The sequence below is a fragment of the Dongia mobilis genome (assembly GCF_004363235.1).
Lineage (GTDB): Bacteria > Pseudomonadota > Alphaproteobacteria > Dongiales > Dongiaceae > Dongia > Dongia mobilis.
The window spans coordinates 76,028-101,135 of sequence record NZ_SNYW01000011.1; the positions used below are offsets into that span (position 1 = coordinate 76,028).

Below are 25,108 nucleotides of genomic sequence, written 5' to 3' on the forward strand. Positions count from 1 at the left end.
ACTCGCTTGCGCAAGAAAATTTGCGCCATGAAAAATATTGCATCCATGGTCGAGAGTTGCGACGCTCGACAGCAAGAGCCAACAAAAAGTTCATTCAGGAGGAAACCATGAGACGGCTTGGATTTGCCGGGGCGATCGCCTCGGCGGTGACGGCGGCGATGCTGGCGACAGCGGGCGGCGCCGCGGCCAACAGCAAGTTCCAGTGCGAACCGGGCGAAACCTACATCATGAACGTGATGGTCTCGGCCCATCCCTATTGGGTGCCGGTCTATCAGGGTTTCAAGCAGGCGGCCGAGGCCATGGGCTGCGAGACCATCTTCTCGGGCACGCCGGATTACGACATCACCAAGCAGATCGCCTCCTTCGAGCAGGATCTGGTAAAGCAGCCGGCCGGCATCCTGCTGCACCCGATGCAGTCCGATCCCTTCATCGAGCCCATCAACCGGGCCATCGAAAGCGGCGTCGACGTGGTCACGTTCGCGGCGGATTCACCGAAATCGAAGCGGACCGCCTATATCACTTCGGACAACCTCGCCGAGGCCAGGTTTGCCGCCGAGGAAATCGTCAAGCAGGTCGGCGACAGCGCCGAATATGCGGTTCTGGAAAATCCGGGCCAGAGCAACCATGACCTGCGCGTGACGGCTCTCATTGCCTATATGGAACAGAACTACCCGAACATGAAGCTGGTCGGGCGCCAGGCCACGAACCAGGACACCAGTGCCGCCTATCGGGCAACCGCCTCGATCCTGCAGGCCAATCCCAATCTGGCGGCAATCTGGATTCCCGAGGCCGGCTCGGCCGAAGGCGCGGTGGCCGCCATCCTGGAGGCCAAGGCCAAGGTCCTCATCATGCATGCCGACATCACGCCGACCACGCTCGAGCACATCAAGGCCGGCAATATCCACATGGCGCTCAACCCGAACCAGGGCGTCCAGGGCTTCATGGGATTCATCGCGACCTACCTGGCGGCGCATCCCGACATGTTCGACCCGTTCAACGACTACAAGGTGTCGGGCTATAATCCGATGCAGATTCCGTTCATCGACAACGGGTTCGCGGTGATCACCAAGGAAAACGCGGATTCCTTCGACCTCAACAAGTACATGGAAGGCCGGGACCCGAATTGAGGGCCCGCCGCGCTAATTCCGGTGTCGCCCGCTCCTTTCACGGCCCGGGCGGCACCGGCGCGGCAAGCAACGCATGAAGACCACCATGGAAAACGATCTCGTCCTGAAACTCTCCGGGGTCAGCAAGTCCTTCGGCCCGGTCCAGGCCCTGCGCGGGGTCGATTTCGACCTGCGCCGGGGGGAGATCCACGCCATTGCCGGCGAGAACGGCGCCGGAAAGTCCACGCTGATGAACATCGTCGACGGCATCATCCGGCCCGACAGCGGCGAGATCTACATTGACGACGAATTGGTCGAGATCACGTCGCCGGCAGTGGCGCAACGCCTCGGCATCGGCCTGGTGCACCAGGAGATCGCCCTCTGCCCCGACGTCTCGGTGGCGGAGAATATCTGCATGTGCGCGACCAGCATCAGCCGGTCGCTGCTGATGGATTTCCGAGCCATCGAGGCAAAGGCGAAGGCCGCCCTCGGTACGCTCTGCGACGTACCCCCCACGGCCCTGGTTCGCGACCTCTCGATCTCGCAGCAGCAGTTGGTCGAGATCGCCAAGGCCCTCACCCTGGATTGCCGCGTGCTGATCCTGGACGAACCCACCGCGGCGCTGACCGAGCGGGAGGCGAAGATCCTGTTCGGCATCATGCGCCGCCTGGCCGACCAGGGCATCTCCATCATCTACATCACGCACCGCATGGCCGAGATCTTCGAGAACTGCGACCGGGTGACGGTGTTTCGGGACGGCCAATACGTGATGACCCGCGACATCCGCGAAATCACGCCCGGCGACGTCGTCGCCGCGATGGTCGGGCGCGTCATCGACAACCTCTATCCCGCGAAGCTGGCGGCGCACGAACGATCGGACGAAGTCATTCTCGCGGTGCGGAACCTGACCGACCGGGCGCGCTACAGGAACGTGACCTTCGACCTCAAGAAGGGCGAGATCCTGGGCCTCGCCGGCCTGATCGGCGCCGGGCGCAGCGAAATCGCCAGGGGAATCTGCCGGCTGGAAGGCGAGACCAGCGGCGAGGTCGAACTCTACGGCCGGGCGCTCCGCCTGCGCCATTATCGCGACAGCATCGACCACGGCATCGTCTATCTATCCGAGGACCGCAAGGGTGACGGGATCTTCCTCGACATGTCGATCGCCGCGAATGTCTCGGCACTTTCGCTCGAGCTGGTCGCCACCAGATTCGGCATCGTTGACGAGAGGCGCGAGCAGGACCTGGCGACGCGGCTCGGCCGCTCGCTCAACCTCAGATACGGCGATATCCGCCAGGCGGCCTCGGCATTGTCCGGCGGCAACCAGCAGAAGGTCGCCATCGCCAAGATGCTCTCGGTCAACCCCAAGGTGATCTTTCTGGACGAGCCGACCCGCGGCGTGGACGTCGGCGCCAAGGCGGAAATCCACCGCATCCTGCGCGCCCTGGCACAAGACGGCGTCGGCATCCTGGTCATCTCGTCGGAATTGCCGGAGCTGATCGGCCTGTGCGACCGTGTGCTGGTGGTGCGCGAAGGCGAGATCACCGGCGAAGTAGCCGGCGACAGGATGACCGAGAACAACATCATGTACCTTGCCTCGATCGAGGCCGGGCGCGCCGCAACGGCATGAGGATGGAAATGCGGACCTACGGAGCGGAAGAGACCGGTGCGGCACAGCGCAAGCCGGCCGGAATCGCAGGCGCCCTGCGGCAGATGCTCGGCATGCGCGAGGTGGGCCTGATCGCCATCATCCTGCTGCTGTTCATCGTCATGTCCTTCGCCTCGCCCTATTTCCTGACCTGGGTCAACATGCGGGCCATGGCCATGGCCTTTGCGGTCGAGGGCATCGTCGTCGTCGGCATGACCATCCTGCTGATATCGGGCGGTATCGACCTGTCCGTTGGCTCGGTCACGGCGCTGGCCATGGTCATCGCCGGCCTGCTCTTCCTCGCCGGATTCGATCCCTGGACGGCATCGGCCATTTCGATCCTGGCCTGTCTTGCCATCGGCGCCGCCATGGGATTCTTCGTGACGCGGATCGGCCTCCATCACTTCATCGTCTCGCTGGCGGTGATGGTGATCGCCCGCGGCATCTGCCTGCTCGGCACGGGCGGGCGACCGCTGGGCCTCTATACCCTGCCGCCGGAATTCAAGTTCATCGGCCAGGGCTCGCTCGGCGTCGTGCCGGTCGTCATCGTCATCTTCGTCGTGGTCGTCATCGCCTTCGACTTCATGCTGCGCAAGACCACCATGTTCCGCAAGGTGTTCTATACCGGCAGCAACGAAAAGGCGGCAGCCTATTCCGGCATCCGCACGAAGAAGGTCGTGTTTCTGACCACCACGCTCTGCTCAGGCCTCTGCGGCGTGGCCGGGATCATCTATATGGCGCGCTTCGGGTCGGCACAGCCGACCTTCGGCATGGGTATGGAACTCAATGTCATCGCGGCGGCGGTGATCGGCGGCGCCAGTCTTTCTGGCGGCGTCGGCACGATCTTCGGCGCAATCCTGGGCGCCATCCTGCTGTCGGTCGTCTCGAGCTCGCTGGCGCTCCTCGACGTGTCCGTCTACTGGCAGGACATCATCCGCGGATCGATCCTGCTGGCGGCGGTCACCATCGACCATTTCATAAACAAGAGGCGGAAGCAGAGGGTGTGACCCACCTTCGCCGGGCACGAACATGGCTGCAAAAAAAGAAGATTTCGAGATGATCCGCCAGATCCATACGGTCCTGGTCCTGCATTTCATCGAAGGGATGAAGCAGTCGGACATCGCGCAGAAGCTCAACCTCTCGACCTCCAAGGTGAATCGCCTGATCACCCAGGGCCGCTCGCTTGGCATGGTGAAGATCGCCATCGAAAGCCCCTATCAGGGCCTGGTCGACCTGGAGCAGGGCCTGATCGATGCCGCGCATCTGCAGAACGCAATCGTCGCCCCGACCGTTTCCGGCAACCCGGACACGACATTGCAGCAGGTCGGCCGCGCCGCGGCGAACCATCTGCTGGAGACCATCCGTGACGGCGACGTCATCGCCGTCACCGGCGGCAAGGCCGTAAGTGCCGTGGCGGAGAACCTGCAGCCCGAGCGCAAGTTCAAGGTGACGGTGGTGCCGCTGACCGGCGGCGTCCAGGGAAAATATTACACCGATGTCAATCACCTGGCGACGCGGATCGCCGAGCGGCTGGGCGGCATGGCAATGCAGGTGCATGCGCCGCTTTTCGCCGATAGCCGCGAGCAGCGCGACATGCTGATGGGCATGGGCTCGATCCGGGAAGTCTTCGACCTCGCCCGCCGGGCAGCCGTTGCGGTGGTCGGGATCGGGTCGATCCTGGCGCCGGGATCGAGCTATTTCGACCTGCACCCGATGCCCAATCCCGGCCGCAAGCAACTGGTCAAGAGCGGTGTCATCGGCGAATTCCTGGCCCATCTGATCCGGCGTGACGGGACGCTGGCGGATTATCCGCTCAATTCCAGGCTGGTCGCCCTGGAGCCCGCGGAACTCAAGGCCTGCCCGCGCACCATCGGTGTCGCCGCCGGCCCGGAAAAGGTCGAGCCGATTCAGGCGGTGCTCAACGGACGCCTGCTCAAATCATTGATCGTCGACGAGGAAACCGCCAACAAGGTCCTCGAAACAATTGGAGATTCCAGAAATGTTGCATGACATGCTGACCCGCAAGATCGGCCAGTCCGGCATCGACGCCTCGGTCGTCGGGCTCGGCACCTGGGCGATCGGCGGCTGGATGTGGGGTGGCACGAACGAGGCGGAGTCGATCGAGGCGATCCGCGCGTCGATCGACGTCGGCGTCTCCCTGATCGATACCGCGCCTGCTTATGGCCAGGGGCTATCCGAGGAGATCGTCGGCAAGGCGATCAAGGGAAGGCGCGACCAGGTCGTGCTGGCCACAAAATGCGGCCTCGTCTGGCATGTCCGCAAGGGCAACCACTTCTTCGACTATGACAGCGGGCCGGTACATCGCCATCTCGGCAGGGACTCCATCCTCTACGAGGTCGAAAAGAGCCTGAATCGCCTCGGCACCGACTATATCGACCTCTACATCACGCATTGGCAGGATGCGACCACGCCGATCGCGGAAACGATGGAGGCGCTGGCGCAGCTGAAAAGCCAGGGCAAGATCCGGGCCATCGGCGCCAGCAACGTCTCGCGCGACGATCTCGACACCTATCTGTCGGTCGCGCAACCAGGCGCGCAACTCGACGCCATCCAGGAAGAGTATTCCATGGTCAAGCGCGATCTCGAACAGACGCTGCTGCCGACCTGCATCGCCCGGAACGTCGCGACGCTCAGCTATTCCTCGCTCGCCCTCGGCCTGCTCTCGGGCAGGATCGGGCCGGATCGTGCCTTCACCGGCGACGATCTGCGCAAGGACAATCCGCGCTTTTCGCTTGCCAACCGCCAGAAGGTACAGCGCCTGATGGATGCCATCGCCCCGATCGCCGCAACGCATGACGCGACGCTGGCGCAGATCGTGATTGCCTGGACCCTGCAGCAGCCGGGCATCACGTTTGCGCTGTGCGGCGCGCGCAATGCCGCCCAGGCCCGCGAGAACGCCGCGGCCGGGCGCATCCGGCTGACGGCGGCCGATCTGGCAGCCATCAGCGACGCCGCGAAAACACATCTGACCAATCTCGACGCCTGACCAGGCGAACGAAGAGTCTGGGTCGCCAGCAGAGAGTCAACCGCCGGCCATGTGGCCGGCGAACAGGGAAGTCATGCCTGAACAGCGCAGCAGCAATCTAGCCAGGATGCAGGCCAGGATGCGGGAGGCCGGCAGCTTCGACGCGATCGTCGTGGGCGGCGGCATCAACGGCATCGGCGTCTTCCGCGAGCTGGCCCTGCAGGGCCTCGCGGTGTTGCTGGTAGAGCGCAACGATTTCTGCTCCGGCTGCAGCGCCGCCCCGTCGCGGATGATCCATGGCGGCCTGCGTTACCTCGAGAACGGCGAGTTCGGCCTGGTGAAGGAATCGCTGCGGGAACGGGATGCGCTGCTCCTCAACGCGCCGCATCTGGTCCACCCCCTCCCTACCACGATCCCGATCAAGTCGGTCTTCTCGGGAACACTGAATGCCGCCATCGGCTTCCTCGGCGGCAGCTCTCGCCCGGCAGAACGCGGGGTGCTGCCGGTGAAGATGGGACTGCTGCTCTATGACTGGGTGACGCGGCATCGCCGGCTGACGCCGCGTCACGCGCTGCGCAGCGCGGCGGAAACGGCGCGGCAATGGCCGGCGCTCACCCGAGACCTGCGCTACTCCGCTACCTATTTCGACGCCTGGATCAGCCATCCGGAGCGGCTGGGCGTGGAACTGATCCTGGACGCGCAGCACGAGACACCCGATGCCGTCGCCCTCAACTATGCCGAGATCGAACGCCACGGCGATGACTTCGCCATTGTCGACCGGCTGACCGATGCAAGGACCACCGTTTCGACGCGTCTTGTCATCAACGCCACCGGCGCCTGGCTGGACGAGACCAACCGCCGCCTCGCCGGCCCTGCCTTGCCGGCAGAACCCTTCGTCGCCGGTACCAAGGGATCGCATCTCGTCATCGACCATCGCGGATTGCATGACGCGCTCAACGGCCACATGATCTTCTTCGAGAATTCCGACGGCCGGATATGCATCGTCTTTCCCTATCTCGGCAATGTGCTGGCCGGCGCCACCGACATCCGCGTTGCCAAGGCGACGCGGGTGCGCTGCGAGGACCAGGAGCGCGACTATATCCTCGATTCCTTGCGCCTGGTGTTTCCGGAAATCGAGGTGCGGGCGTCCGATGTGGTGTTCAGCTTCAGCGGCATCCGCCCCCTGCCGAAAAGCGACCATGATTTCACCGGCCGAATTTCACGCGGCCATTCCGTCGAGAAACTTGCCGGCACGCCACCACAACTCTGCATGGTGGGCGGCAAGTGGACGACCTTCCGCGCCTTTGCCGAAGAGACCGCCGATGCCGCCCTGCGGGAACTGGGCCGCCCGCGACGCCGGGACAGCCTGGCGCTGCCGATCGGAGGCGGGGTGGATTTTCCGGCCGATCCAGCGGTGCTGGCGCGCGAAATCGCCGCGAGAGGCGACATGACGCCGCAACGGGCCGCACACCTGGTCGCGGCCTATGGCTCGCGGGCGCGCCTGGTCGCTGAATTCTGCCGCGACTATTCCGGGGATGCGCCGCTCGGTTCAAGCACCTGCATATCGACCGGCGAAATCGCCTTCCTGATCCGCCGCGAGTTCGCGGTCACCCTTGCCGATCTGGTACTGCGGCGGACGACGCTCGCGATCCGGGGCATACTGTCGGCAGGCCAGATCGACCGCCTTGCCGCAACCGCCGCCGCCGAACTCCGCTGGGATGGCGATCGCTGCAAGCGCGAGAAAGCCGAACTGATCGCCGAGCTTGACGCCTATCATGGCGTCACACCGGCAATGCTCGTTGAGAGAGACAAAGGAGAGAAAGCATCATGCGGCTGAGCACCAAGGCCCGGATGAACCGGCTGTTCAACAAGGGCGGCTGCCTCGACGTCGCAATCGATCACGGCGTCTGCAATGAGCCCGGTTTCCTGGTAGGGCTAGAAGACATGGCAAGGGTGGTCGGCACCCTGGTCGAGGCGCGGCCTGATGCCATCCAGATGGCCTATGGCCAGGCCGACCTGCTGCAGGCCCGCCCGGAACGCGACAAGCCGGCACTGGTCATGCGCATCGACATGGGCAATCCCTATAACGCACAGCGGCACCGGGTCATGTGGTCGATGCTGCAGAACCACGACGAGCCCATCATCGGCGCGCTGGAAATGGATGCCGCCTGCGTCGTCGTTAATCTGTTCATGCTGCCGGACGAGCCGGAGCTGTTCCGGCAATGCGTCGAGAACATCTCCCGCGTCCGCGCCGCCTGCCACAAGTATGGCATGCCGCTGATGATCGAACCGCTGGTGATGCTGCCCAACGAAGTCAGGGGCGGCTATCAGGTCGACGGCAACGCCGAAAAGATCGTGACCCTGGTGCGCCTAGCCGCGGAAATGGGCGCCGACATCATCAAGGCGGACCCGACCGACGACCCGGAGGATTTCCACCGCGTGGTCGAGGCGGCGCGCGTGCCGGTGCTGGTCCGGGGCGGCGGCAAGGAGGAGCTGAAGGCCGTGCTCGCCAAGTCTGCTAAATTGATGGCGCAGGGTGCCAAGGGTATGGTCTACGGCCGCAACATCTACCAGCATGCAAATCCGAAGGCGGTCGTCCGCGCGCTGATGGCGATGATCCATCAGGGCGCCGGCGGCGACGAGGCCTGGGACATCTATCAGAGGGGCTGATGCCGTGACCTATCTGCTCGGCCTGGACGCGGGGAACACGGTCATCAAGGCGGTTCTCTTCGACCGCAACGGCCGCCAATGCGCCATGCATGCGATGGACGGACATTCACTGACGCCGCAGCCCGGCCATGTCGAGCGGAACCTCGACGAGCTCTGGCGCAATGCCGGCGCGGCAATCCGCAGCTGCATCGACAAGGCGGGGGTCGATCCAGCGGAAATCGCCGGCATCGGCTGTGCCGGCCACGGCAACGGCCTCTACCTTCTCGACCGGGATGGCGGGTCACTTCTCGGTATCCAGTCACTCGACAGCCGCGCCGCCGCCTTGGCCGGGGAATTGACGGCGGCGGCAGGGGACGAATGCCACGCCATCTGCCTGCAGAAGCCGTGGCCGGCGCAGACACCGACGCTGCTGGCCTGGGTGAAGCGACAGGCACCCGAGCTTTACAGGCGGGCAGGAACCGCCCTGCTGTGCAAGGATTTCATCGCCTTCAAGCTGACCGGTGAGATCGTCAGCGATCTGTCCGACATGTCCGGCTGTGGCCTGCTGCGCCTGCCTGAGGGGCGCTACGACGATGCATTGCTGGCACTCTACGGCCTGTCGGATGCCAAAGCCATGCTGCCGCGCCTGGCCGATCCGGCGGAGGTAATCGGCCGCGTGACGGCGGATGCCGCGGCGGCAACCGGTCTTGCGGTCGGCACGCCGGTCATCGCCGGTTTCTTCGACGTCATCGCCAGCGCCATGGGCTCCGGCGTCGTGGCGCCGGGCGAGGCCTCGATCATCGCCGGAACCTGGTCGATCAACCAGGTCTTTTCAGAGGCCGCCGTCAGGGATTCCAACATCTTCATGGTGGCGAAATTCGGCGACCGGCGTTTCGTCACGATTGAATCGAGTGCCACGTCGGCGGCCAACCTGGAATGGTATGTGCGCGAGATCGTGGAGCGGTACGGCGCGACCGCGGATCCCTTCGCCCTCTGCAATGAAAGGGTCGGCGCCATCCGGCCGGCAGCCGACGATCCCCTCTTCCACCCCTATCTCTTCGGCTCCCGCCTCGGCCCGGAATGCCGCGCCGGTTTCTATGGCCTGGCGGGCTGGCACGGCGACGGCCATCTGCTGCGGGCGCTGTTCGAGGGAGTGATGTTCGAGCACAAGCGGCATGTCGAGGTCCTGGCGCAAGCCGGGCTGCCCGTCCGCAAGGCGGTGCTCTCTGGCGGCGGTTCGCGCAGCCCGCACTGGCCGCAGATGTTCGCCGACGGCATCGGCATCCCGGTCGCGACGGCCGAAGCCCGTGAGACCGGGGCCTTGGGCGCCGCGATCGGCGCCGGTGTCGGTATCGGCTTGTTCGACCGCTATGAAACGGGTATCGCAGCAATGACCCGGCCGCGCGGCAGCTTCCTGCCGGATTCGGGCATGCGTCCCCATTACGACCGGCGTTATGCGCTGTTCGGCCGGGTGACGGAGGCCATGCGCGGCATCTGGGCGGATCTGGAACGGGAACCGGCACCACGATGAATGCCACCGCAGAGACAGGCGTGCTGGAGGGCGATTACGACTACATCATCGTCGGCGCCGGAACCGCCGGCTGCGTCCTCGCCAACCGGCTGAGCGAGAATCCGAAGAACCGCATCCTGCTGCTGGAAGCCGGCGGCAGCGACAACTACCACTGGGTCAACATCCCGGTCGGCTATCTGTTCTGCATCGGCAATCCGCGCACCGACTGGATGATGAAAACGGAAAGCGAGCCGGGCCTCAACGGCCGCGCCCTGGTCTATCCGCGCGGCAAGGTCCTGGGCGGCTGTACCTCGGTCAACGGCATGATCTATATGCGCGGCCAGGCGGCGGATTACGACCATTGGCGACAACTCGGCAATCCCGGCTGGAGCTGGGAGGACGTCCTGCCCTATTTCCTGAAATCGGAAGACCATCATGGCGGCGACAGCACCCATCACCGCAGCGGCGGCGAGTGGAAGGTGGCGCGCCAGCGCGTTTCCTGGGAGATCCTGCGTGCCTTCCAGGAAGCGGCGGCGGAGTTCGATATCATGCCACGTGCCGATTTCAATGACGGCAACAATGAAGGCTCCGGCTTTTTCGAGGTCAACCAGAAGAAGGGCGTGCGCTGGAACACGGCCAAGGGCTTCCTGCGCCCGGCCCTGGGCCGCCCCAACCTTCGGGTCCTGACCGGCGCCCGGACCGACCGCCTGCAGTTCGACGGCAGGCGCGTCACCGGCGTGAAATTCCATCGGCTGGGCCAGTCATATGTCGCGACGGCACGCGGCGAAGTCCTGCTGGCAGCCGGTGCCATCAATTCCCCCAAGCTGCTGGAACTCTCAGGAATCGGCCGCGGCGAGTTGCTGCGTCGCCATGGCATCGACGTGATCCATGACAGCCCCGGCATCGGCGAAAACCTGCAGGACCATCTGCAGATCCGCACGGTCTATCGGGTCAGCAATGCCCGAACCCTCAACACGCTGGCCAATTCCTGGTTCGGCAAGGCCGCCATGGCGATGGAATACGCCCTCTTCCGCAGCGGCCCGCTCTCCATGGCACCGAGCCAGTTCGGCATGTTCACGAAATCCGACCCGGCCCTGGCGACGCCGGACCTCGAATACCACGTCCAGCCGCTGTCGACCGACCGGCTGGGCGACCCGCTGCATCCCTTTCCCGCCATCACGGTCTCGGTCTGCAATTTGCGTCCCGACAGCATCGGCACCTGCCATATCATCGGCCCGGATCCGGACCGGCAGCCGGCGATCCGGCCGAACTACCTGGCAACCGAGGCCGACCGCGCCGTGGCCCTGCGCGCGGTACAGCAGGTCCGTCAGATCATGACCGCGCAAACCTTGCTGAAATACCGGCCGGCGGAAATCCTCCCCGGGCCGCAGGTATCGGCCGATTCCGACCTGCTGCATGCCATCGGCAACATCGCCACCACCATTTTTCATCCAGTCGGCACTTGCCGCATGGGGTCGGATCCGGCCGCCGTGGTCGGGCCGGATTTGCGCCTCCAGGGCCTTGACGGCATTCGTGTCGTCGACGCCTCGATCATGCCCCGCATCGTTTCCGGCAATACCGCCGCGCCGGTGATCATGATCGCGGAAAAGGCCGCGGACATGATCCGGCGCGGCAATGCCTGAGTGCTGACGACCAGCACAGCACAATCCAGCGCTGCGATCAGACCTCCGATGGCGTCACATGGTCCGCCAACCGCCCGGCCCCGGCTCGGCGTTCGACGATGGCGCGGATCACCAGATAGAAGACCGGCGTCAGCAGCAGGCCGAAGAAGGTGACGCCCAGCATGCCGGCAAAGACCGCGACGCCCATGGCGTGGCGCATCTCGGCGCCGGCGCCGGTCGAGAGCACCAGCGGCACCACGCCCATGATGAAGGCGATCGAGGTCATCAGGATCGGCCGCAGGCGCAGGCGGCAGGCCTCCAGCACGGCCTGCAAACGGTCCATGCCCTCCTGCTGCTTGTCCTTGGCGAACTCGACCAGCAGGATCGCGTTCTTGCAGGCAAGGCCGACCAGCACGATGAGCCCGATCTGGGTGAAGATATTGTTGTCGCTGCCGGCCTGGATCACACCGATAATGGCGGAGAGCAGTGTCATCGGCACGATCAGGATGACCGCCAGCGGCAGGCTCCAGCTTTCGTATTGCGCTGCCAGCACCAGGAAGGCGAGCAGCACGCAGAGCGGGAAGACGAAGAGCGCCGTGTTGCCCGCCAGGATCTGCTGGTAGGTCAGCTCAGTCCATTCGAAGGTCATGCCGTTCGGCAGTTCGCGCTCGAGCAGGGCCGCCATGGCCGCCTCCGCCTGGCCGGAGGAATAACCCGGCGCCGGCCCGCCATTGATCTCGGCAGTCGCGTAGCCGTTATAGTGCATGACGCGGTCGGGGCCGGCGCTGTCGCTTACCTTGACGAAGGTCGACAGCGGCACCATCTCGCCCGCGGCATTGCGCACCTTCAACTGGCCGATCTGGGACGCGTCCAGGCGGAATTGCTGGTCGGCCTGGATGTTGACCTGGAAGGTCCGGCCGAAGCGGTTGAAGTCGTTGACATAGAGCGAGCCGAGATAGGCCTGCAGCGTTTCGAAGATCGCGCTGATCTCGACGCCATGGGTCTTCGCCTTGTCGCGGTCGATGTCGGCGTCGATCTGCGGCACATTCACCTGGTAGCTGGAAAAGAGCCCCGCCAGTTCCGGCACCTCCCGGCTCTTGGCCAGGATATTCTGGGTTTCGTGATAGAGCTCCTCGTAGCCGAACCCGCCCCGATCCTGGATCTGCAGGCGAAAGCCGCCGATGGTGCCGAGGCCCATCACGGGGGGCGGCGGGAAGATGGCGACGAAGGCGTCCTGGATCGCCGCGAACTCGCCATTGAGCGCACCGGCGATGGCGCCGGCCGACATGGCCGGGTCGGCGCGCTCGTCGAAGGGCTTCAGGGTCACGAAGACGATGCCGCTGTTGGGCGCGTTGGTGAAGCCGTTGATGGAAAGCCCCGGAAAGGCGACCGTGCTCTCGACGCCGGGATGATTGAGGGCGCGGGCCGACATGTCCTTGATCACATCCTCGGTGCGGTCGAGGGTGGCGGCGTCGGGCAGCTGCGCGAAGGCCACCAGATATTGCTTGTCCTGCTGCGGCACGAAACCGGTCGGCGTCGTGGTGAAGCCGTGATAGCCGAGCGCCACCAGGCCGACATAGACCGCCAGCGCCACGCCGCTCACCCGCAGGATGCGCCGCACGGTGCCGACATAGCCCCGGCTGGCCCGGTCGAAGAAGCGGTTGAAGGGGCGGAACAGCCAGGCGCCCAGCAGCCAGTCGAGGCCGCGCGAGAACCAGTCCTTCCTCTCGTCATGGCCTCGCAGCAGCAGGGCGGCAAGGGCCGGCGACAGGGTCAGTGAATTGAAGGCCGAGATCACCGTCGAGATGGCAATGGTGAGCGCGAACTGCCGGTAGAACTGACCGGTGAGGCCGGAAATGAAGGCGGTCGGCACGAAGACCGCGCAAAGAACCAGCGCCGTCGCGACGATCGGCCCCGTCACCTCGCGCATGGCGCGCTTGGTCGCTTCGATCGGCTTCAGGCCAAGGGCAATGTTGCGCTCCACATTCTCCACCACGACGATGGCGTCGTCGACCACGATGCCGATCGCCAGCACGAGGCCAAACAGGGACAGGGCGTTGAGCGAGAACCCGAATAGGTGCATCACTGCAAAGGTGCCGATCAGCGAAACCGGCACGGCGGCCAGCGGGATGATCGAGGCGCGCCAGGTTTGCAGGAACAGGATCACCACCAGGACGACCAGAACGATCGCTTCCAGCAGGGTATGGACCACCGCCTCAATCGAGCCGCGCACGAAGATGGTGGGATCATAGACGATCGAATAGTCGACCCCCTCCGGGAAAGCCTGCTTCAACTCCGCCATCTTGGCGCGCACCTGGTCCGAAATGGCGATGGCGTTGGACCCGGGACGCTGGAAGATCGGAATGGCGACGGCCGGCTGGTTGTCGAGCAGCGAACGCAGGGCATACTGGCTGGAGCCCAATTCGATCCGTGCGATGTCGCGCAGGCGGGTGATCTCGCCATTTTCGCCGACATGGATGATGACATTGGCGAACTCGTCCTCGGTGACCAGGCGGCCCTGGGTATTGATCGAGAGCTGGAAATCGGATTCGCCCGGCGCCGGCGGCGCTCCCAGCGCACCCGCCGCCACCTGGCGGTTCTGTTCGCGGATCGCGGCGGCGACATCGGTCGCGGTGAGGCCGCGCGATGCCACCTTGTTGGGATCCAGCCAGACGCGCAGCGAATACTCGCCAAGGCCGAAGAGCTGCACGTCGCCGACGCCGTCGAGCCGCGCCAGCTCGTCCTTCACGTTGAGCAGCGCATAGTTCGACAGATAGAGCATGTCATAGCGCTCGTCCGGCGACTTTAAATGCACCACCATGGTGAGGTCCGGCGACGATTTGTCGGTGGTCACGCCGAGGCGCTGCACCTCCTCCGGCAGTTTCGGCATGGTGCGGGTGACGCGGTTCTGCACCTGGACCTGGGCGATGTCGAGGTCGGTGCCGAGGGCGAAGGTGATGGTCAGCGTCATCTTGCCGTCGGCGGTCGATTGCGAGGACATGTAGAGCATGTTCTCGACACCGTTGATCGCCTGTTCCAGCGGCGAGGCAACGGTCTCGCCGATCACCTTCGGATTGGCCCCCGGATAGGTCGCGCGCACCACGACTGTCGGCGGCACCACCTCCGGATACTCGCTGATGGGGAGCTGGAACAGCGATATGCCCCCGCCGATCAGGATGAGGAGCGACAGCACCGCCGCGAAGATCGGCCGCTGGATGAAAAACTGCGAGAAGTTCATGGCGGTTGCTTTCCGGAAGGACGGTGTCAGTTGGCGCTGGCGGCACCGGCCGCCGTGGCGAAGCCGGCCAGGGTCGCGGCATCCGCCATGGGCACGATGTCCGGATCGACCGCCATGCCGGGACGCACGCGCTGCAGGCCGCGCACGACGATCCTGTCGCCGGCCTCGAGACCCTGGCGCACCACACGCAGGCCGTTCTGCCGCGGGCCGATCTCGATCGACCGGTAGGCGACCTTGTTGCCCGCATCGAGGACCAGGACGAACTTCTTGCCGAGATCGGTGCCGATCGCGCGCTCGTCGATCAGGCTGGCGACATAGCCGGCACTGCCGACCAGTTTCAGCCGCGCATAAAGGCCGGGCGTGAACAGGCCGTCGCGATTGTCGAAAACGGCCCGGCCGCGGATCGTGCCGGTGCCGGGATTGACCTGGTTGTCAAGGAAGTCCATCCGCCCCTCATGCGGGTGGCCTTCCTCGTTGGTGAGACCGAGATAGACCGGCGCCGCCGCGCCCACCTCGCCCGATTTGGTCAGCGCCGAATATTTGAGATAGACGCTCTCGTCGATGTCGAAATAGGCATAGACCTGGTCGGTCGAGACGATGCTGGAAAGGCGGCTGTCATCGGCGCGGACCAGGTTGCCGATGGTCAGTTCGGCCCGGCTCATGCGGCCGTCGATCGGCGCGCGGATCTCGGTGAAGGCGAGATTGAGCTGGGCCGCCTCCAGCTGGGCCCGGGTGGCGACGACGGCGGCGCGGGCCTCGTCGGCGGTGCTCAGGCGGGCATCCGCCTCCTCCGAGCCGATGATCTTGCCGGCGCGGAGCTGGTCGCCGCGCTTGGCCTCGGCCTCGGCCCGCTTGGATTGCGCGATCGCCCGGTCGAGCTGGGCCTGCAGGCGCCTCACTTCGGCGGCGAAGGGCCGCGGGTCGATCTGGAACAGCAGGTCGCCCTTCTGCACCAGCGCCCCCTCCTCGAAGGCCACCTGGTCGATATAGCCGGAGACGCGCGAGCGGATGACGACCGATTGCGGCGCCTCGAGGCGGCCGGTCACCTCGTCCCATTCATGAATCGGCTGGCGCAGCACCTCGGCGACGCTGACCTTCGGCGGTGGCGGCGGTGTGCCGATTTCGGCCGAGGCCTGGGGCTTTTCGCAGGCGGCCAGGACCAGAAGGGTGGCGGCGGCCACCAGGCCGATGCCGGCACGGGTGATGGTTTGGCTGGTAGTCGGCGACGGAAAGGTCATGCCCCCACTCCTCGATCTCAAATCGATGCGTTGAATGGGAAGGAATGTGTGCTGTCGCTTGTGCACCTGCGAATAGAACGCGGTGAAGGTCACTATCGACCGGGATGATGATTGCCGTTTCCGGCCGGATTCCGGGCGGCTAGGCTTGGCCGGCGCCGTCGCCCACGAACATGGCGATGCGCGAGCGCAGCCATTTTTCGGCCGGGTCTTCATCCTGCGCCGCACGCCAGGCCATCGAAAGTGACCCCACCGGGAGGTCGAGTGGGTGATCCTCGATGCGCAAGCCGCCGCTCGCGGCGAGGAAGTCGGCGGTATAGTCCGGCACGGTTGTGAGGATATCGGTCCCGGCCAGCAAGGACCCCAGGCCGTTGAATTGCGGCACCGCCAGCACCACCTTGCGGCTGCGCCCCGACTTCGCCAGTTCGTTGTCGACAAAGCCGTTGAGATCGCCGGCATAGGAAACGATCGCATGCGGCCTGGCGCAATAGTCGTCGAGCGTCAGCCGGCCAGGCTTGGTATCGGCCCGCAGCAATTTGGGCGTTATCCGGCGCACCACCTTGCGCTTGGCATTGGCCGGAAGCTCGTCGAGATAGGAAACGGCCACGGAAATTTCGCCCGAGGACAGCATGCCGGGCGCCAGTATGTAGTTGACCCGGCGGACCACCAGGATGACGCCCGGCGCTTCGGCCCGCAGGCGCCGCAGCAGGGCCGGCAGCAGGGCAAACTCGACATCGTCGGAGAGGCCGATGCGGAACACATTGGCGGCCGTCGCCGGATCGAAGGGTTGGGCCGTGCTGATCGCGGTCGAGATGGAATCCAGCGCCGGGGTCAGCAGGGCGAAGATCTCATGGGCCCGGGGGGTCGGTTCCATCGCCCGTCCGGTGCGTACGAAAAGCGGATCGTCGAACAGGGTGCGCAGACGCACCAGCGCGGCGCTGATCGCCGGCTGGCCGAGAAACAGCTTCTCCGCGGTCTTGGTGACGCTGCGCTCATGCATCAGCGTCTCGAAGACGATCAGCAGGTTGAGATCGACCCGCCTGAGATCGTTCCTGTTCATAAGGTGATCCGGCACCCCATATTGTAGGCAATGGCGTATATATGACCGGCAAGTTGATCCCTGCCAACCCGCTTGTCTTGCCGGATCGTCCAAAGTGCTGGGCCTATTCTTTGGAAAACGGGCGGGAACCGGCGACCGCCTCCATCAGGGCGATGCATGGGCATTATCGACCGCGCTGAATGGCCCTTTCCGAAACGTTTCTATATGGGATAGTTGTACAAAGGTGTGATTTTGCCCCGCCCGCCAGGCGATGACGGCGGTCGGGTGAAACTGGTGTTCTGGCAATGAAGGCGTCCTCATCATGTCACGCGTGATCCGATTCGACCGGTTCGGGCCGGCGGACGTGCTGCAATGTGTGGACGTCCCGACCCCCAGCCCGGGCAAGGGCGAGGTCCTGGTGCAGGTCGAGGCCATCGGCGTTTCCTGGGAGGATGTGTTGTGGCGCCAGAACCTGGCCGCGGAACCGGCGCAGCTGCCGGCCGGCATCGGCTCGGAACTGGCCGGCACCGTCGCCGCGCTGGGCGCCGACATCGGCGATCTGGCTCTCGGCCAGCATGTCGCCAGCTTCAAGGCGCATACGCCCAACTCCTATCCTGCCTATGGCGAAAGCATGGTGATGCCGCGCGAGGCGCTAACGGCCTATGAGCCGCGCGCGGATTTCGGCGCCGCCGAGGCGGCGACGCATTACACCGCCATGCTCTCGGCCTATCTGGCGCTCACCCATATCGCGCGGCTGAAGCCCGGCCAGCGCGTGCTGGTGACGGAATCCGGCCTCTGCATCGGCGGCGCCATGGTGCAGGTCGCCCACGCCCTCGGCGCCGAGGTGATCGCCGCCACGCGCTTTGCCGGAAAGGAAGAATTGTTGAAGGCGCTGGGCGCCAGCAGCGTGGTGCTGACCGAGGAACAGGATCTGGCGCTCACCGTGGCGCGCCTCACCGACACGCGCGGCGTCGAGGTCATCGCCGATGGCTGCGGCGGGCATCAGATGGCGGTGCTGGGCGATATCGCGGCACCCTGCGGCAAGCTCATTCTCTATGGCCTCGACGGCGGCAACGAGGCGGCCTTCCCGGCCTGGACCGCCTTCCGCAAGCATCTGCAATTCGCCCCCTTCTCGCTAGTCGACTATACCGGGCAACTGGAGCTCGGCATCCGCTGCAACAAGGAGGCGGTGAAGCCCGCCCTCGACTGGATCAACCGCGAAACGGCGGCCGGCCGGCTGAAGACAAAGGTCGCGCGCCGCTTTCCCTTCGCAGATTTCGTCGCCGCGCATGAATATCTCGAGGCCCATCCGGGACTGGGCCGCGTCGTGCTGACCCTCTGACGCGCGGGCGCGCGGCCAGGCGCGGAGATGGCAACCCGGGCAGGTAGCGGCGCGTTATGCGATGTCTCGAAGGCTGCGCACGGCGCGGCGCTGAAGGGCAAGACCGCCGAATAACATCCTGAAGCGATGGCGTCCCCAACGGGATTTGAACCCGTGTTACCAACGTGAGAGGCTGGTGTCCTAGGCCACTAGACGATGGGGACCTGCCGATGGGCGGCCGGGCTGGCCGGCGCCTTTGAAGCGGGCGAACTCTTAGAGGATTGGCGGGCGGCGATCAAGCCCCATCTAACCTGTTGGATTGACTTTGGGATTTGGGGGCGCCGCCGGGTTCAGCGCCGGGCCGCGGTCAGGCCGCCAGGGCTTTCGCCGTGGCGACGAATTTGGCGACGTCCTCGGCCCGCGTCGCGAAGCTGGTGACGAGGCGGATGGTGCCGGGCGCCGCCCCCGGCCAGTCGTAGAAATCGAAACCCGCCGCCCGCAAGCCAGCGACGACATTGAGCGGCAGGCGGATGAAGATCTCGTTCGCCTCAACTGGGTGCAGCAGCTCGACGCCGGGGATCGCCTTGAGGCCGGCAACCAGTGCCGCCGCCTGGTCGTTGGCGTGGGCGGCGAGGCGCAGCCAGAGATCCCCTTCAAGATAGGCGTCGAGCTGGGCCGAGACGAAGCGCATCTTGGAGATGAGGTGGCCGGCGCGCTTGCGACGGAAGGCGAAGCTCTCGGCCAGCGCCTCGTCGAAGAAGATGACGGCTTCCGCCGCCATGGCGCCGTTCTTGGTGGCGCCGAAGGAGAGCACGTCGACGCCCGCCTTCCAGGTGATGTCGGCGGGGCTCGCATTCATGTGGCGCAGCGCGTTGGCGAAGCGCGCGCCATCCATGTGCAGCTTCACCTGGTGGCGCTTCGCCACCTCGGCGATCGCCGCCACCTCGTCCGCGCGATAGGCGGTGCCGCATTCGGTCGCCTGGGTAAGGCTGATCGCCGCCGGCTGCACGTGATGCACGTCGCCGGCGCGGCCGTTCGCCAGCACCGCGGCGACGTCATCGGCGGCGAGCTTGCCATGGGCGCCGGCGATCGGCACCAGCTTGGCGCCGCCCGCATAGAATTCGGGGGCGCCGCATTCGTCGACCATGATATGCGCCTCCGGGTGGCAATAGATGGCGCCATAGGGCGGCGCCATGACCGAGAGGGCGAGCGCATTGGCGGCGGTGCCGGTGACGACGGGAAAGGCCAGGACCCGGCGCTCGAAAATCTCCGACAGTTTCGCCTCGACCCGCGCCGTATAGGGATCGGCGCCGTAGGACGAAGCCGTCCCGTCATTGGCGCTGGCCAGGGCGGCGAGGATTTCGGGCGCCATGCCGGCGACATTGTCGGAACAGAAATTCATGGATTCCTCGGGTTAGAAGTGCAGCGGATTATTCGGCGGGTTATTCGGCGGGCGGAAAGGCGAATTCGCCGATGATGGCGCCCGTCTCGAGATCGGCGATGATGATGCGGCGGCAGGCATCGTTCCCCGCGACCGGGATGACGAGGCGGTCGCCCGCGGCGGTCACGGCGCCCAGCTGGCAGCCGGGACCGAGCGGGATGCTGGCGGCATCGAAACCGGAACGCCCCATGCGGCTGATCCCCACGCCGATCAGGATCAGGGCGGCGAGGACCAGTAGCCCGGCCATGCCGAACACCATGGACTTGAGTGCCAGCAGGTTGCGGGGTACTTCCGGTGGCTGTTGCGATGACATGGGAAATTCCAATGACGGGCTTGCACCGGATCGAGATGACAGAAGCCGAGGCCGGCGAGCGGCTCGACCGGGCGCTGGCGCGGCACCTGCCGGCGCTCTCCCGCTCGCGCCTCAAGGCCTTGATCGAAAGCGGTAATCTCAAGGACGGATCGGGCGCGACCATAACTGAGCCGGCGCAGCGGGTCAAACCGGGCGACGCCTTCTACTTGTCCGTGCCGGCGCCGGCAGCGGCCGAACCGGAGGGCCAGGCCATCCCCCTCGATGTGGTCTATGAGGATGCCGACATCATCGTCATCGACAAGCCGGCCGGCATGGTGGTGCACCCCGCCCCCGGCAATCCCGACCAGACCCTGGTCAACGCCCTCATCGCCCATTGCGGCGCGAGTCTGTCGGGCATCGGCGGGGTCAGGCGGCCGGGCATCGTGCACCGCATCGACAAGGATACCAGCGGCCTCCTCATCGCCGCCAAGAACGACGCCGCGCATCATGCCCTATCGACCGCCTTCGCCGCCCATGACATCGAGCGGGCCTATCGCTGCCTGGTCTGGGGCCTGCCCAGCCCCAAGGCCGGCAGCATCGCGACGCTGATCGGCCGCCATCCCGGCAACAGGCAGAAGATGGCGGTGGTCGCCCGCAACGGGAAGGAGGCGGTGACGCATTACCAGGTCCTGAAGGCCTTCGGCCTCGGTGCCGCCCTGGTCGAATGCCGGCTGGAGACCGGGCGCACCCACCAGATCCGGGTGCATATGGCCCATATCGGCCACCCGCTGATCGGCGATCCGGCCTATGGCCGGGCCAGCCCCGCCCGCAAGGCGCAGCTGTCCGAGACCGCGAGGGCGGCCGCCCTCGCCTTCCCGCGCCAGGCGCTGCATGCCGCGATTCTCGGGATCCACCACCCCCGAACCGGCGTATTCATGTCGTGGGAGAGCCCCGACCCGCGAGATTTCGTCACATTGGAGGCATCACTGGGAGCGAAGTAACTTATTGTTCCCTTTGATTTGTCGGGAACCCTTGAAAGCTGTAATTGTTAACTTATCTTAAGGAATACGATAGCTGACGGTTTCACTAGGTTTTTACCCGCCCGGCGCCACGAAAGTGCCATGATTGGCGGGCCAGATGGTGGGGTAACGTTGGCCTTCGCGCCTGCGAAACGACTGGCAAGACCCGCAGGTTCAGGAAAGTGGGGAACAGAATGGCAAGTGGAACGACGACATTACCGGCCTTGGTGGGCGAGAATTCTCTCGGCCGCTATCTCTCGGAAATCCGCAAGTTCCCGATGCTGGAACCGGACGAGGAATTCATGCTGGCCAAGCGCTGGCAGGAACACCAGGACCCGGACGCGGCGCACCGCATGGTGACCAGCCATCTCAGGCTCGTCGCCAAGATCGCCATGGGCTATCGCGGCTATGGCCTGCCCATGTCCGAGGTGATTTCCGAGGGCAATGTCGGCCTGATGCAGGCGGTGAAGCGCTTCGACCCCGACCGCGGCTTCCGCCTCGCCACCTATGCGATGTGGTGGATTCGCGCCGCCATCCAGGAATACATCCTGCACAGCTGGTCGCTGGTGAAGATCGGCACCACCGCCTCGCAGAAGAAGCTGTTCTTCAACCTCCGCCGCGTCAAGGGCCAGATCAAGGCGCTGGAGGAAGGCGACATGTCGCCGGAGAACGTCAAGGAGATCGCGACGCGCCTCAATGTCAGTGAAGAGGAAGTGATCAACATGAACCGCCGCCTGATGGCGCCGGATCACTCGTTGAACGCTCCCTTGCGCATCGACGGCGAGGGCGAATGGCAGGACTGGCTGGTCGACGAGACCGAAAGCCAGGAAACCCGCGTCGCCGACAACCAGGAATTCAGCCGCAGGAAAAAGCTGCTCGACAAGGCGATGCTGACGCTGACCCCGCGCGAGCGCAAGATCCTGGTGGAACGCCGCCTCAAGGACGAGCCGACGACGCTCGAGGACCTCTCGACCGAATTCGGCATCAGCCGCGAACGCGTCCGCCAGATCGAGGTGCGCGCCTTCGACAAGCTGCAACGCTCGATCCGCAAACAGGCGATCGACGAGAAGCTGATCGGCGAGTTCGCGTAGCCTCTCACCGGATACAGAAACGGAAAAGGCGAGCCCACACGGCTCGCCTTTTTTGTTTTGAGCCCGTATGGGGTCTTAACTCCCGTCATGCCCGGACTTGTCCCGGGCATCCAATCCCGCCATTTATTCCGGTTGAATCCCTCACCCTCGCGCGCCATTCTTGATCGGCATGAAACTGGGGGGATCGGCGCTTGGCTGCCGCAGTGACACAATTCATCGACCGCTGGTCGAAATCGGCGGCAGCGGAGCGGGCCAATTACCAGCTTTTCCTCTCCGAGCTGCGCAACATTCTCGGCGTCGCCCGGCCGCAGCCCCAGCAGGGCGACGATGCGAAGAACCATTATGTCTTCGAGCGCACCGTTACCTTTCCGGAGGGCAGAACGGAGCGGATCAAGGAGGCCTTCGCCGCCCTCGGCCAGGCCCGCAAGGTTGGCGAGAGATACGCGGCGCGATGACCAAGGGGAGTTGAAACAATGGCAATCCCTGACTATCAAACGATCATGCTGCCGCTTCTGCAGACCCTGGCGGGCGGCGAGATCGTCGCCATGCGCGATGCCATCCGTCAGGTTGCAGAGAAGTTTCAGCTGACAGACGAGGAGCGGGCGGAGCCAATTCCTTCAGGTAAGGAGACGATCCTCAGCAACCGCTCCTACTGGGCACGAACCTATCTGTCGAAGGCCGGGCTCCTCCAAGGGGTGGCACGCGGGCAAATCCAGATCACCGAACGCGGCAAGCAGGTCCTGGCGGAAAACCCTGATCGCATCGACAACAAGCTCCTCGACCGTTACCCAGAATTCAAACAGTTCCGAACCGGCAATGCGGCGACCGAAGCGATCGACGAGGTTGTCAGTGCCAGTCCAAAGGCTGAGAGTGCAACGCCAGAAGAGTTGTTGCGGGCGTCCCACGAAAAGCTCGATGCGGCCCTTGCCCAGGAACTGCTCGACCGCATCACGGCCGCACCGCCCGAATTCTTCGAGCGGCTCATCGTCTCGCTCCTGGTCGGCATGGGCTATGGCGGCTCGGTCCCCGAGGCGGGCCGTGTCCTCGGTAAGAGCGGCGACAACGGCGTCGATGGCGTCATCGACCAGGATGCACTGGGTCTCGACCGGGTCTATATCCAGGCCAAGCGCTATGCCGCCGGCAACAAGGTCGGCTCCGGCGAGATTCGCGATTTCTTTGGCAGCCTCGACCGGCACAAGGCGGCGAAGGGCCTCTTCGTCACCACGTCGGGTTTTTCGCCCGCCGCCAGGGAGACGGCCGACTATCTGAGCAAGCGCATCGTCCTCATCGACGGCCAGCAGTTGGCGCGCCTGATGATCCGGCACAATGTCGGCTGCCGCGTCGAGGAGACGCTCTACCTCAAGCGCATCGACGAGGATTTCTTCGAATAGGCGCCAGGCCGCCTCACAGGAACCCCACCCACCTCCCCGCCAGCAAGACGCCGAGCCAGAGCAGCATCGACATCGCGGCGTGGAGGCGGGTGCGGCATGTGCGGGTGATGCGATGGCCGGCAGCGGCGAAGGCTGGGTTGCGGTGCTGCAGGGCGATGTTGAGAAAGGCCAAAGCGAGCAATCCCAGCTTCCACAGGAAGGCCGCATTGACGAGGTAATCCGCGGGCTTCACCGAGAAGAGCCAGAGGCCGGTCGGGATGGCAAGGACAAGGCCCGTGGCGGCGCAGCGGATGAGGAAAGGGGCGAGGAGGTCGAGCGGCGCGCGGCGGGCGAGGCCGAGAAGACGGAGATCGAGCGGCAGGATGGCGCCGAGCGCCAGGGCGATGCCGAGGATGTGCGCGGCATTCACGAAGAGATAGGCGGTGCCGGAGCCGCGCAGCCAGACCGCCCCCGGCCAGCCGCGCAGGGCTTCCAATACCGAGGTAATTTCCCCGATCACGCACCGGCGCCGGGCTCAATCCGCCTTGATGCGCTCCGGATACATGTCGTAATTCTTTCCGCCCACCGTGATGCGCACCGCCTTCATCAGCATCTCGTTGCTGTCGCGCGAGCGGTTGCCGAGCACGGTGATGGCATCGCCCGGCCGGGCCGTCGCGCCGGTGAAGCCGGAGCGTTCGGTCTGGCGCGGATTGCCGAGATCGATCTGCCAATCCGTGCCGTCCGCGGCCGTCACCACGAGGCCGGGATGCGGCGGGTCCATCGAAATCGTTTTGATCGTGCCGGTGAGGGTCGATTGCTCTGCCTCCGCCCAGGACCAGCCGTGATGGGCCAGGACCGGCCTAGCGGCCACAACCGCCATGGCGGCCGCGACGGCGACGAGGCCGGCAAAGGCAGGGCCAGCGAAGGCGAGGCGCAGGGGCATCGATCGGGCTGCAGACATGGTGCGGTTCCTTTCTGCCGGGTGCGCGAGGAGGTCCATTCCATGTAGGTCCGGCTGCCGGCAGGTCAACCCCGCAGGCGTGGCTAGCCCTCGCCCGCGGCCTCCCCTTCCTCGGCCTCGACCCGCATGGCATAGGGGCCGCGCACGGCTTCGCCCCATTCCGCCACCAGCTTGTCCTGGGCGCCGGCGACGCGGCGCAGGCGCAGCGCCGACTGCGCCCCGGCGAGGCGGGTGACGATGGGCGTCATCATGCCGAAGAGGACCCAGCCGGCGCCGGCCCCCGTCAGCGCATAGAGCCAGCCGAAGGAATTGGCCAGCGTCGGCCCGATATCCTCGATTCCGGCGCCCACGGCGATGATCTGGTCGAGGAAGTAGAGCGAGCCGAGGAGGTTCATCGCGCCGACGGTGATGGTCAGGCGCCTTCCTGGCGAGGTGTCGACGATGCGCGCGACGATGGTCGGAACATGGGCGGCCAGCAGCACCACCGAGACCGGCAGGAAAAAGAGGCCGAGCAGGATCACCGGGACCGCGATGGTCCAGGGCTTCAGCTTGAAGATGCCTTCCTGCGAGGCGGCGGCCATGA

General features: G+C 65.3%; 22 protein-coding genes and 1 tRNA gene. 14 read left to right on the forward strand and 9 right to left on the reverse strand.

Going from position 1 to position 25,108, the window contains the following annotated elements; genetic code table 11:
* Positions 1-107 precede the first annotated feature (107 nt).
* The 9 genes from A8950_RS14855 (at position 108) to A8950_RS14895 (ending at position 11,539) form a co-directional block, all read left to right on the forward strand.
* Positions 108-1,127 (forward strand): substrate-binding domain-containing protein, encoded by a 1,020-nt coding sequence (locus A8950_RS14855; protein WP_133614469.1) that lies wholly within the window; start codon positions 108-110, stop codon positions 1,125-1,127.
* A gap of 73 nt (positions 1,128-1,200) precedes the next feature.
* Positions 1,201-2,733: a sugar ABC transporter ATP-binding protein gene (locus A8950_RS14860; protein ID WP_208109876.1), complete on the forward strand. Its 1,533-nt coding sequence runs from the start codon at positions 1,201-1,203 to the stop codon at positions 2,731-2,733.
* A gap of 8 nt (positions 2,734-2,741) precedes the next feature.
* Positions 2,742-3,758, forward strand: a complete 1,017-nt coding sequence (locus A8950_RS14865; RefSeq protein ID WP_243735660.1) for an ABC transporter permease — start codon at positions 2,742-2,744, stop codon at positions 3,756-3,758.
* A gap of 22 nt (positions 3,759-3,780) precedes the next feature.
* The gene (locus tag A8950_RS14870; RefSeq protein WP_133614470.1) at positions 3,781-4,761 is read left to right on the forward strand and encodes a sugar-binding transcriptional regulator; all 981 of its coding nucleotides are present in this window, start codon (positions 3,781-3,783) and stop codon (positions 4,759-4,761) included.
* Positions 4,751-5,758, forward strand: a complete 1,008-nt coding sequence (locus tag A8950_RS14875; protein WP_133614471.1) for an aldo/keto reductase — start codon at positions 4,751-4,753, stop codon at positions 5,756-5,758. The genes A8950_RS14870 and A8950_RS14875 overlap by 11 nt, the downstream gene beginning before the upstream one ends.
* Positions 5,759-5,831: 73 nt before the next feature.
* Positions 5,832-7,574 (forward strand): glycerol-3-phosphate dehydrogenase/oxidase, encoded by a 1,743-nt coding sequence (locus tag A8950_RS14880; protein WP_133614472.1) that lies wholly within the window; start codon positions 5,832-5,834, stop codon positions 7,572-7,574.
* The gene (locus tag A8950_RS14885; RefSeq protein WP_133614473.1) at positions 7,565-8,407 is read left to right on the forward strand and encodes a class I fructose-bisphosphate aldolase; all 843 of its coding nucleotides are present in this window, start codon (positions 7,565-7,567) and stop codon (positions 8,405-8,407) included. The genes A8950_RS14880 and A8950_RS14885 overlap by 10 nt, the downstream gene beginning before the upstream one ends.
* A gap of 4 nt (positions 8,408-8,411) precedes the next feature.
* Complete coding sequence (locus A8950_RS14890; protein ID WP_208109878.1) at positions 8,412-9,917, forward strand: FGGY-family carbohydrate kinase; 1,506 nt, start codon at positions 8,412-8,414, stop codon at positions 9,915-9,917.
* The gene (locus A8950_RS14895) at positions 9,914-11,539 is read left to right on the forward strand and encodes a GMC family oxidoreductase (protein ID WP_133614474.1); all 1,626 of its coding nucleotides are present in this window, start codon (positions 9,914-9,916) and stop codon (positions 11,537-11,539) included. The genes A8950_RS14890 and A8950_RS14895 overlap by 4 nt, the downstream gene beginning before the upstream one ends.
* 37 nt (positions 11,540-11,576) lie before the next feature.
* Here A8950_RS14895 and A8950_RS14900 read toward each other — a convergent pair whose 3' ends face one another.
* The 3 genes from A8950_RS14900 to A8950_RS14910 form a co-directional block, all read right to left on the reverse strand.
* Complete coding sequence (locus A8950_RS14900; protein WP_133614475.1) at positions 11,577-14,756, reverse strand: efflux RND transporter permease subunit; 3,180 nt, start codon at positions 14,754-14,756, stop codon at positions 11,577-11,579.
* Positions 14,757-14,782: 26 nt separating this feature from the next.
* Positions 14,783-15,994, reverse strand: coding sequence for an efflux RND transporter periplasmic adaptor subunit (locus A8950_RS14905; RefSeq protein WP_133614476.1), 1,212 nt, complete (start codon positions 15,992-15,994; stop codon positions 14,783-14,785).
* A 139-nt stretch (positions 15,995-16,133) separates the two neighbouring features.
* Positions 16,134-17,051 carry a LysR substrate-binding domain-containing protein gene (locus A8950_RS14910; protein ID WP_133614477.1) on the reverse strand — a complete coding sequence of 306 codons (918 nt, stop codon included), beginning with the start codon at positions 17,049-17,051 and terminating at the stop codon, positions 16,134-16,136.
* A gap of 301 nt (positions 17,052-17,352) precedes the next feature.
* Here A8950_RS14910 and A8950_RS14915 point away from each other — a divergent pair, with 301 nt between their 5' ends.
* Positions 17,353-18,372 carry a zinc-dependent alcohol dehydrogenase family protein gene (locus A8950_RS14915; RefSeq protein ID WP_133614478.1) on the forward strand — a complete coding sequence of 340 codons (1,020 nt, stop codon included), beginning with the start codon at positions 17,353-17,355 and terminating at the stop codon, positions 18,370-18,372.
* A 127-nt stretch (positions 18,373-18,499) separates the two neighbouring features.
* On the opposite strand, the gene A8950_RS14920 is transcribed toward A8950_RS14915, so the two are convergent.
* The 3 genes from A8950_RS14920 to A8950_RS14930 form a co-directional block, all read right to left on the reverse strand.
* A tRNA-Glu gene (locus A8950_RS14920) sits at positions 18,500-18,575 on the reverse strand.
* Between the two features lie 143 nt (positions 18,576-18,718).
* The gene (locus A8950_RS14925; protein WP_133614479.1) at positions 18,719-19,753 is read right to left on the reverse strand and encodes a threonine aldolase family protein; all 1,035 of its coding nucleotides are present in this window, start codon (positions 19,751-19,753) and stop codon (positions 18,719-18,721) included.
* Positions 19,754-19,793: 40 nt separating this feature from the next.
* Positions 19,794-20,105 carry a hypothetical protein gene (locus tag A8950_RS14930; protein WP_133614480.1) on the reverse strand — a complete coding sequence of 104 codons (312 nt, stop codon included), beginning with the start codon at positions 20,103-20,105 and terminating at the stop codon, positions 19,794-19,796.
* Between the two features lie 11 nt (positions 20,106-20,116).
* On the opposite strand from A8950_RS14930, the gene A8950_RS14935 reads away from it, so the two are divergent.
* The 4 genes from A8950_RS14935 to A8950_RS14950 all read left to right on the forward strand — a co-directional run bounded on the left by A8950_RS14935 (position 20,117) and on the right by A8950_RS14950 (position 23,585).
* Positions 20,117-21,085: an RluA family pseudouridine synthase gene (locus A8950_RS14935; protein WP_243735661.1), complete on the forward strand. Its 969-nt coding sequence runs from the start codon at positions 20,117-20,119 to the stop codon at positions 21,083-21,085.
* 212 nt (positions 21,086-21,297) lie between these two features.
* Entirely contained in the window at positions 21,298-22,194 is an 897-nt protein-coding gene (gene rpoH / locus A8950_RS14940; protein WP_133614482.1) for an RNA polymerase sigma factor RpoH, read from the forward strand.
* Positions 22,195-22,385: 191 nt separating this feature from the next.
* Positions 22,386-22,649 (forward strand): hypothetical protein, encoded by a 264-nt coding sequence (locus A8950_RS14945; RefSeq protein WP_133614483.1) that lies wholly within the window; start codon positions 22,386-22,388, stop codon positions 22,647-22,649.
* A gap of 18 nt (positions 22,650-22,667) precedes the next feature.
* Complete coding sequence (locus A8950_RS14950) at positions 22,668-23,585, forward strand: restriction endonuclease (protein ID WP_133614484.1); 918 nt, start codon at positions 22,668-22,670, stop codon at positions 23,583-23,585.
* Positions 23,586-23,598: 13 nt separating this feature from the next.
* Here A8950_RS14950 and A8950_RS14955 read toward each other — a convergent pair whose 3' ends face one another.
* The 3 genes from A8950_RS14955 to A8950_RS14965 form a co-directional block, all read right to left on the reverse strand.
* On the reverse strand, positions 23,599-24,084 hold the full coding sequence (locus tag A8950_RS14955) for a DUF6644 family protein (RefSeq protein WP_243735662.1): 486 nt from the start codon (positions 24,082-24,084) through the stop codon (positions 23,599-23,601).
* A gap of 15 nt (positions 24,085-24,099) precedes the next feature.
* A complete protein-coding gene (locus tag A8950_RS14960) occupies positions 24,100-24,525 on the reverse strand; it encodes a DUF6152 family protein (protein ID WP_133614485.1) in 426 nt (141 codons plus the stop codon).
* Between the two features lie 83 nt (positions 24,526-24,608).
* Positions 24,609-25,106 (reverse strand): hypothetical protein, encoded by a 498-nt coding sequence (locus tag A8950_RS14965; RefSeq protein ID WP_133614486.1) that lies wholly within the window; start codon positions 25,104-25,106, stop codon positions 24,609-24,611.
* Positions 25,107-25,108 lie beyond the last annotated feature (2 nt).

Coding starts and splice junctions, on each gene's coding strand:
- A8950_RS14870 (WP_133614470.1), top strand. CDS start 3,781: ATGGCTGCAAAAAAAGAAGATTTCGAGATGATCCGCCAGATCCATACG.
- A8950_RS14885 (WP_133614473.1), top strand. CDS start 7,565: ATGCGGCTGAGCACCAAGGCCCGGATGAACCGGCTGTTCAACAAGGGC.
- A8950_RS14860 (WP_208109876.1), top strand. CDS start 1,201: ATGAAGACCACCATGGAAAACGATCTCGTCCTGAAACTCTCCGGGGTC.
- A8950_RS14935 (WP_243735661.1), top strand. CDS start 20,117: ATGACGGGCTTGCACCGGATCGAGATGACAGAAGCCGAGGCCGGCGAG.
- rpoH (WP_133614482.1), top strand. CDS start 21,298: ATGGCAAGTGGAACGACGACATTACCGGCCTTGGTGGGCGAGAATTCT.
- A8950_RS14925 (WP_133614479.1), bottom strand. CDS start 19,753: ATGAATTTCTGTTCCGACAATGTCGCCGGCATGGCGCCCGAAATCCTC.
- A8950_RS14875 (WP_133614471.1), top strand. CDS start 4,751: ATGTTGCATGACATGCTGACCCGCAAGATCGGCCAGTCCGGCATCGAC.
- A8950_RS14900 (WP_133614475.1), bottom strand. CDS start 14,756: ATGAACTTCTCGCAGTTTTTCATCCAGCGGCCGATCTTCGCGGCGGTG.
- A8950_RS14950 (WP_133614484.1), top strand. CDS start 22,668: ATGGCAATCCCTGACTATCAAACGATCATGCTGCCGCTTCTGCAGACC.
- A8950_RS14895 (WP_133614474.1), top strand. CDS start 9,914: ATGAATGCCACCGCAGAGACAGGCGTGCTGGAGGGCGATTACGACTAC.
- A8950_RS14880 (WP_133614472.1), top strand. CDS start 5,832: ATGCCTGAACAGCGCAGCAGCAATCTAGCCAGGATGCAGGCCAGGATG.
- A8950_RS14965 (WP_133614486.1), bottom strand. CDS start 25,106: ATGGCCGCCGCCTCGCAGGAAGGCATCTTCAAGCTGAAGCCCTGGACC.
- A8950_RS14930 (WP_133614480.1), bottom strand. CDS start 20,105: ATGTCATCGCAACAGCCACCGGAAGTACCCCGCAACCTGCTGGCACTC.
- A8950_RS14910 (WP_133614477.1), bottom strand. CDS start 17,051: ATGAACAGGAACGATCTCAGGCGGGTCGATCTCAACCTGCTGATCGTC.
- A8950_RS14905 (WP_133614476.1), bottom strand. CDS start 15,994: ATGACCTTTCCGTCGCCGACTACCAGCCAAACCATCACCCGTGCCGGC.
- A8950_RS14855 (WP_133614469.1), top strand. CDS start 108: ATGAGACGGCTTGGATTTGCCGGGGCGATCGCCTCGGCGGTGACGGCG.
- A8950_RS14960 (WP_133614485.1), bottom strand. CDS start 24,525: ATGTCTGCAGCCCGATCGATGCCCCTGCGCCTCGCCTTCGCTGGCCCT.
- A8950_RS14865 (WP_243735660.1), top strand. CDS start 2,742: ATGCGGACCTACGGAGCGGAAGAGACCGGTGCGGCACAGCGCAAGCCG.
- A8950_RS14915 (WP_133614478.1), top strand. CDS start 17,353: ATGTCACGCGTGATCCGATTCGACCGGTTCGGGCCGGCGGACGTGCTG.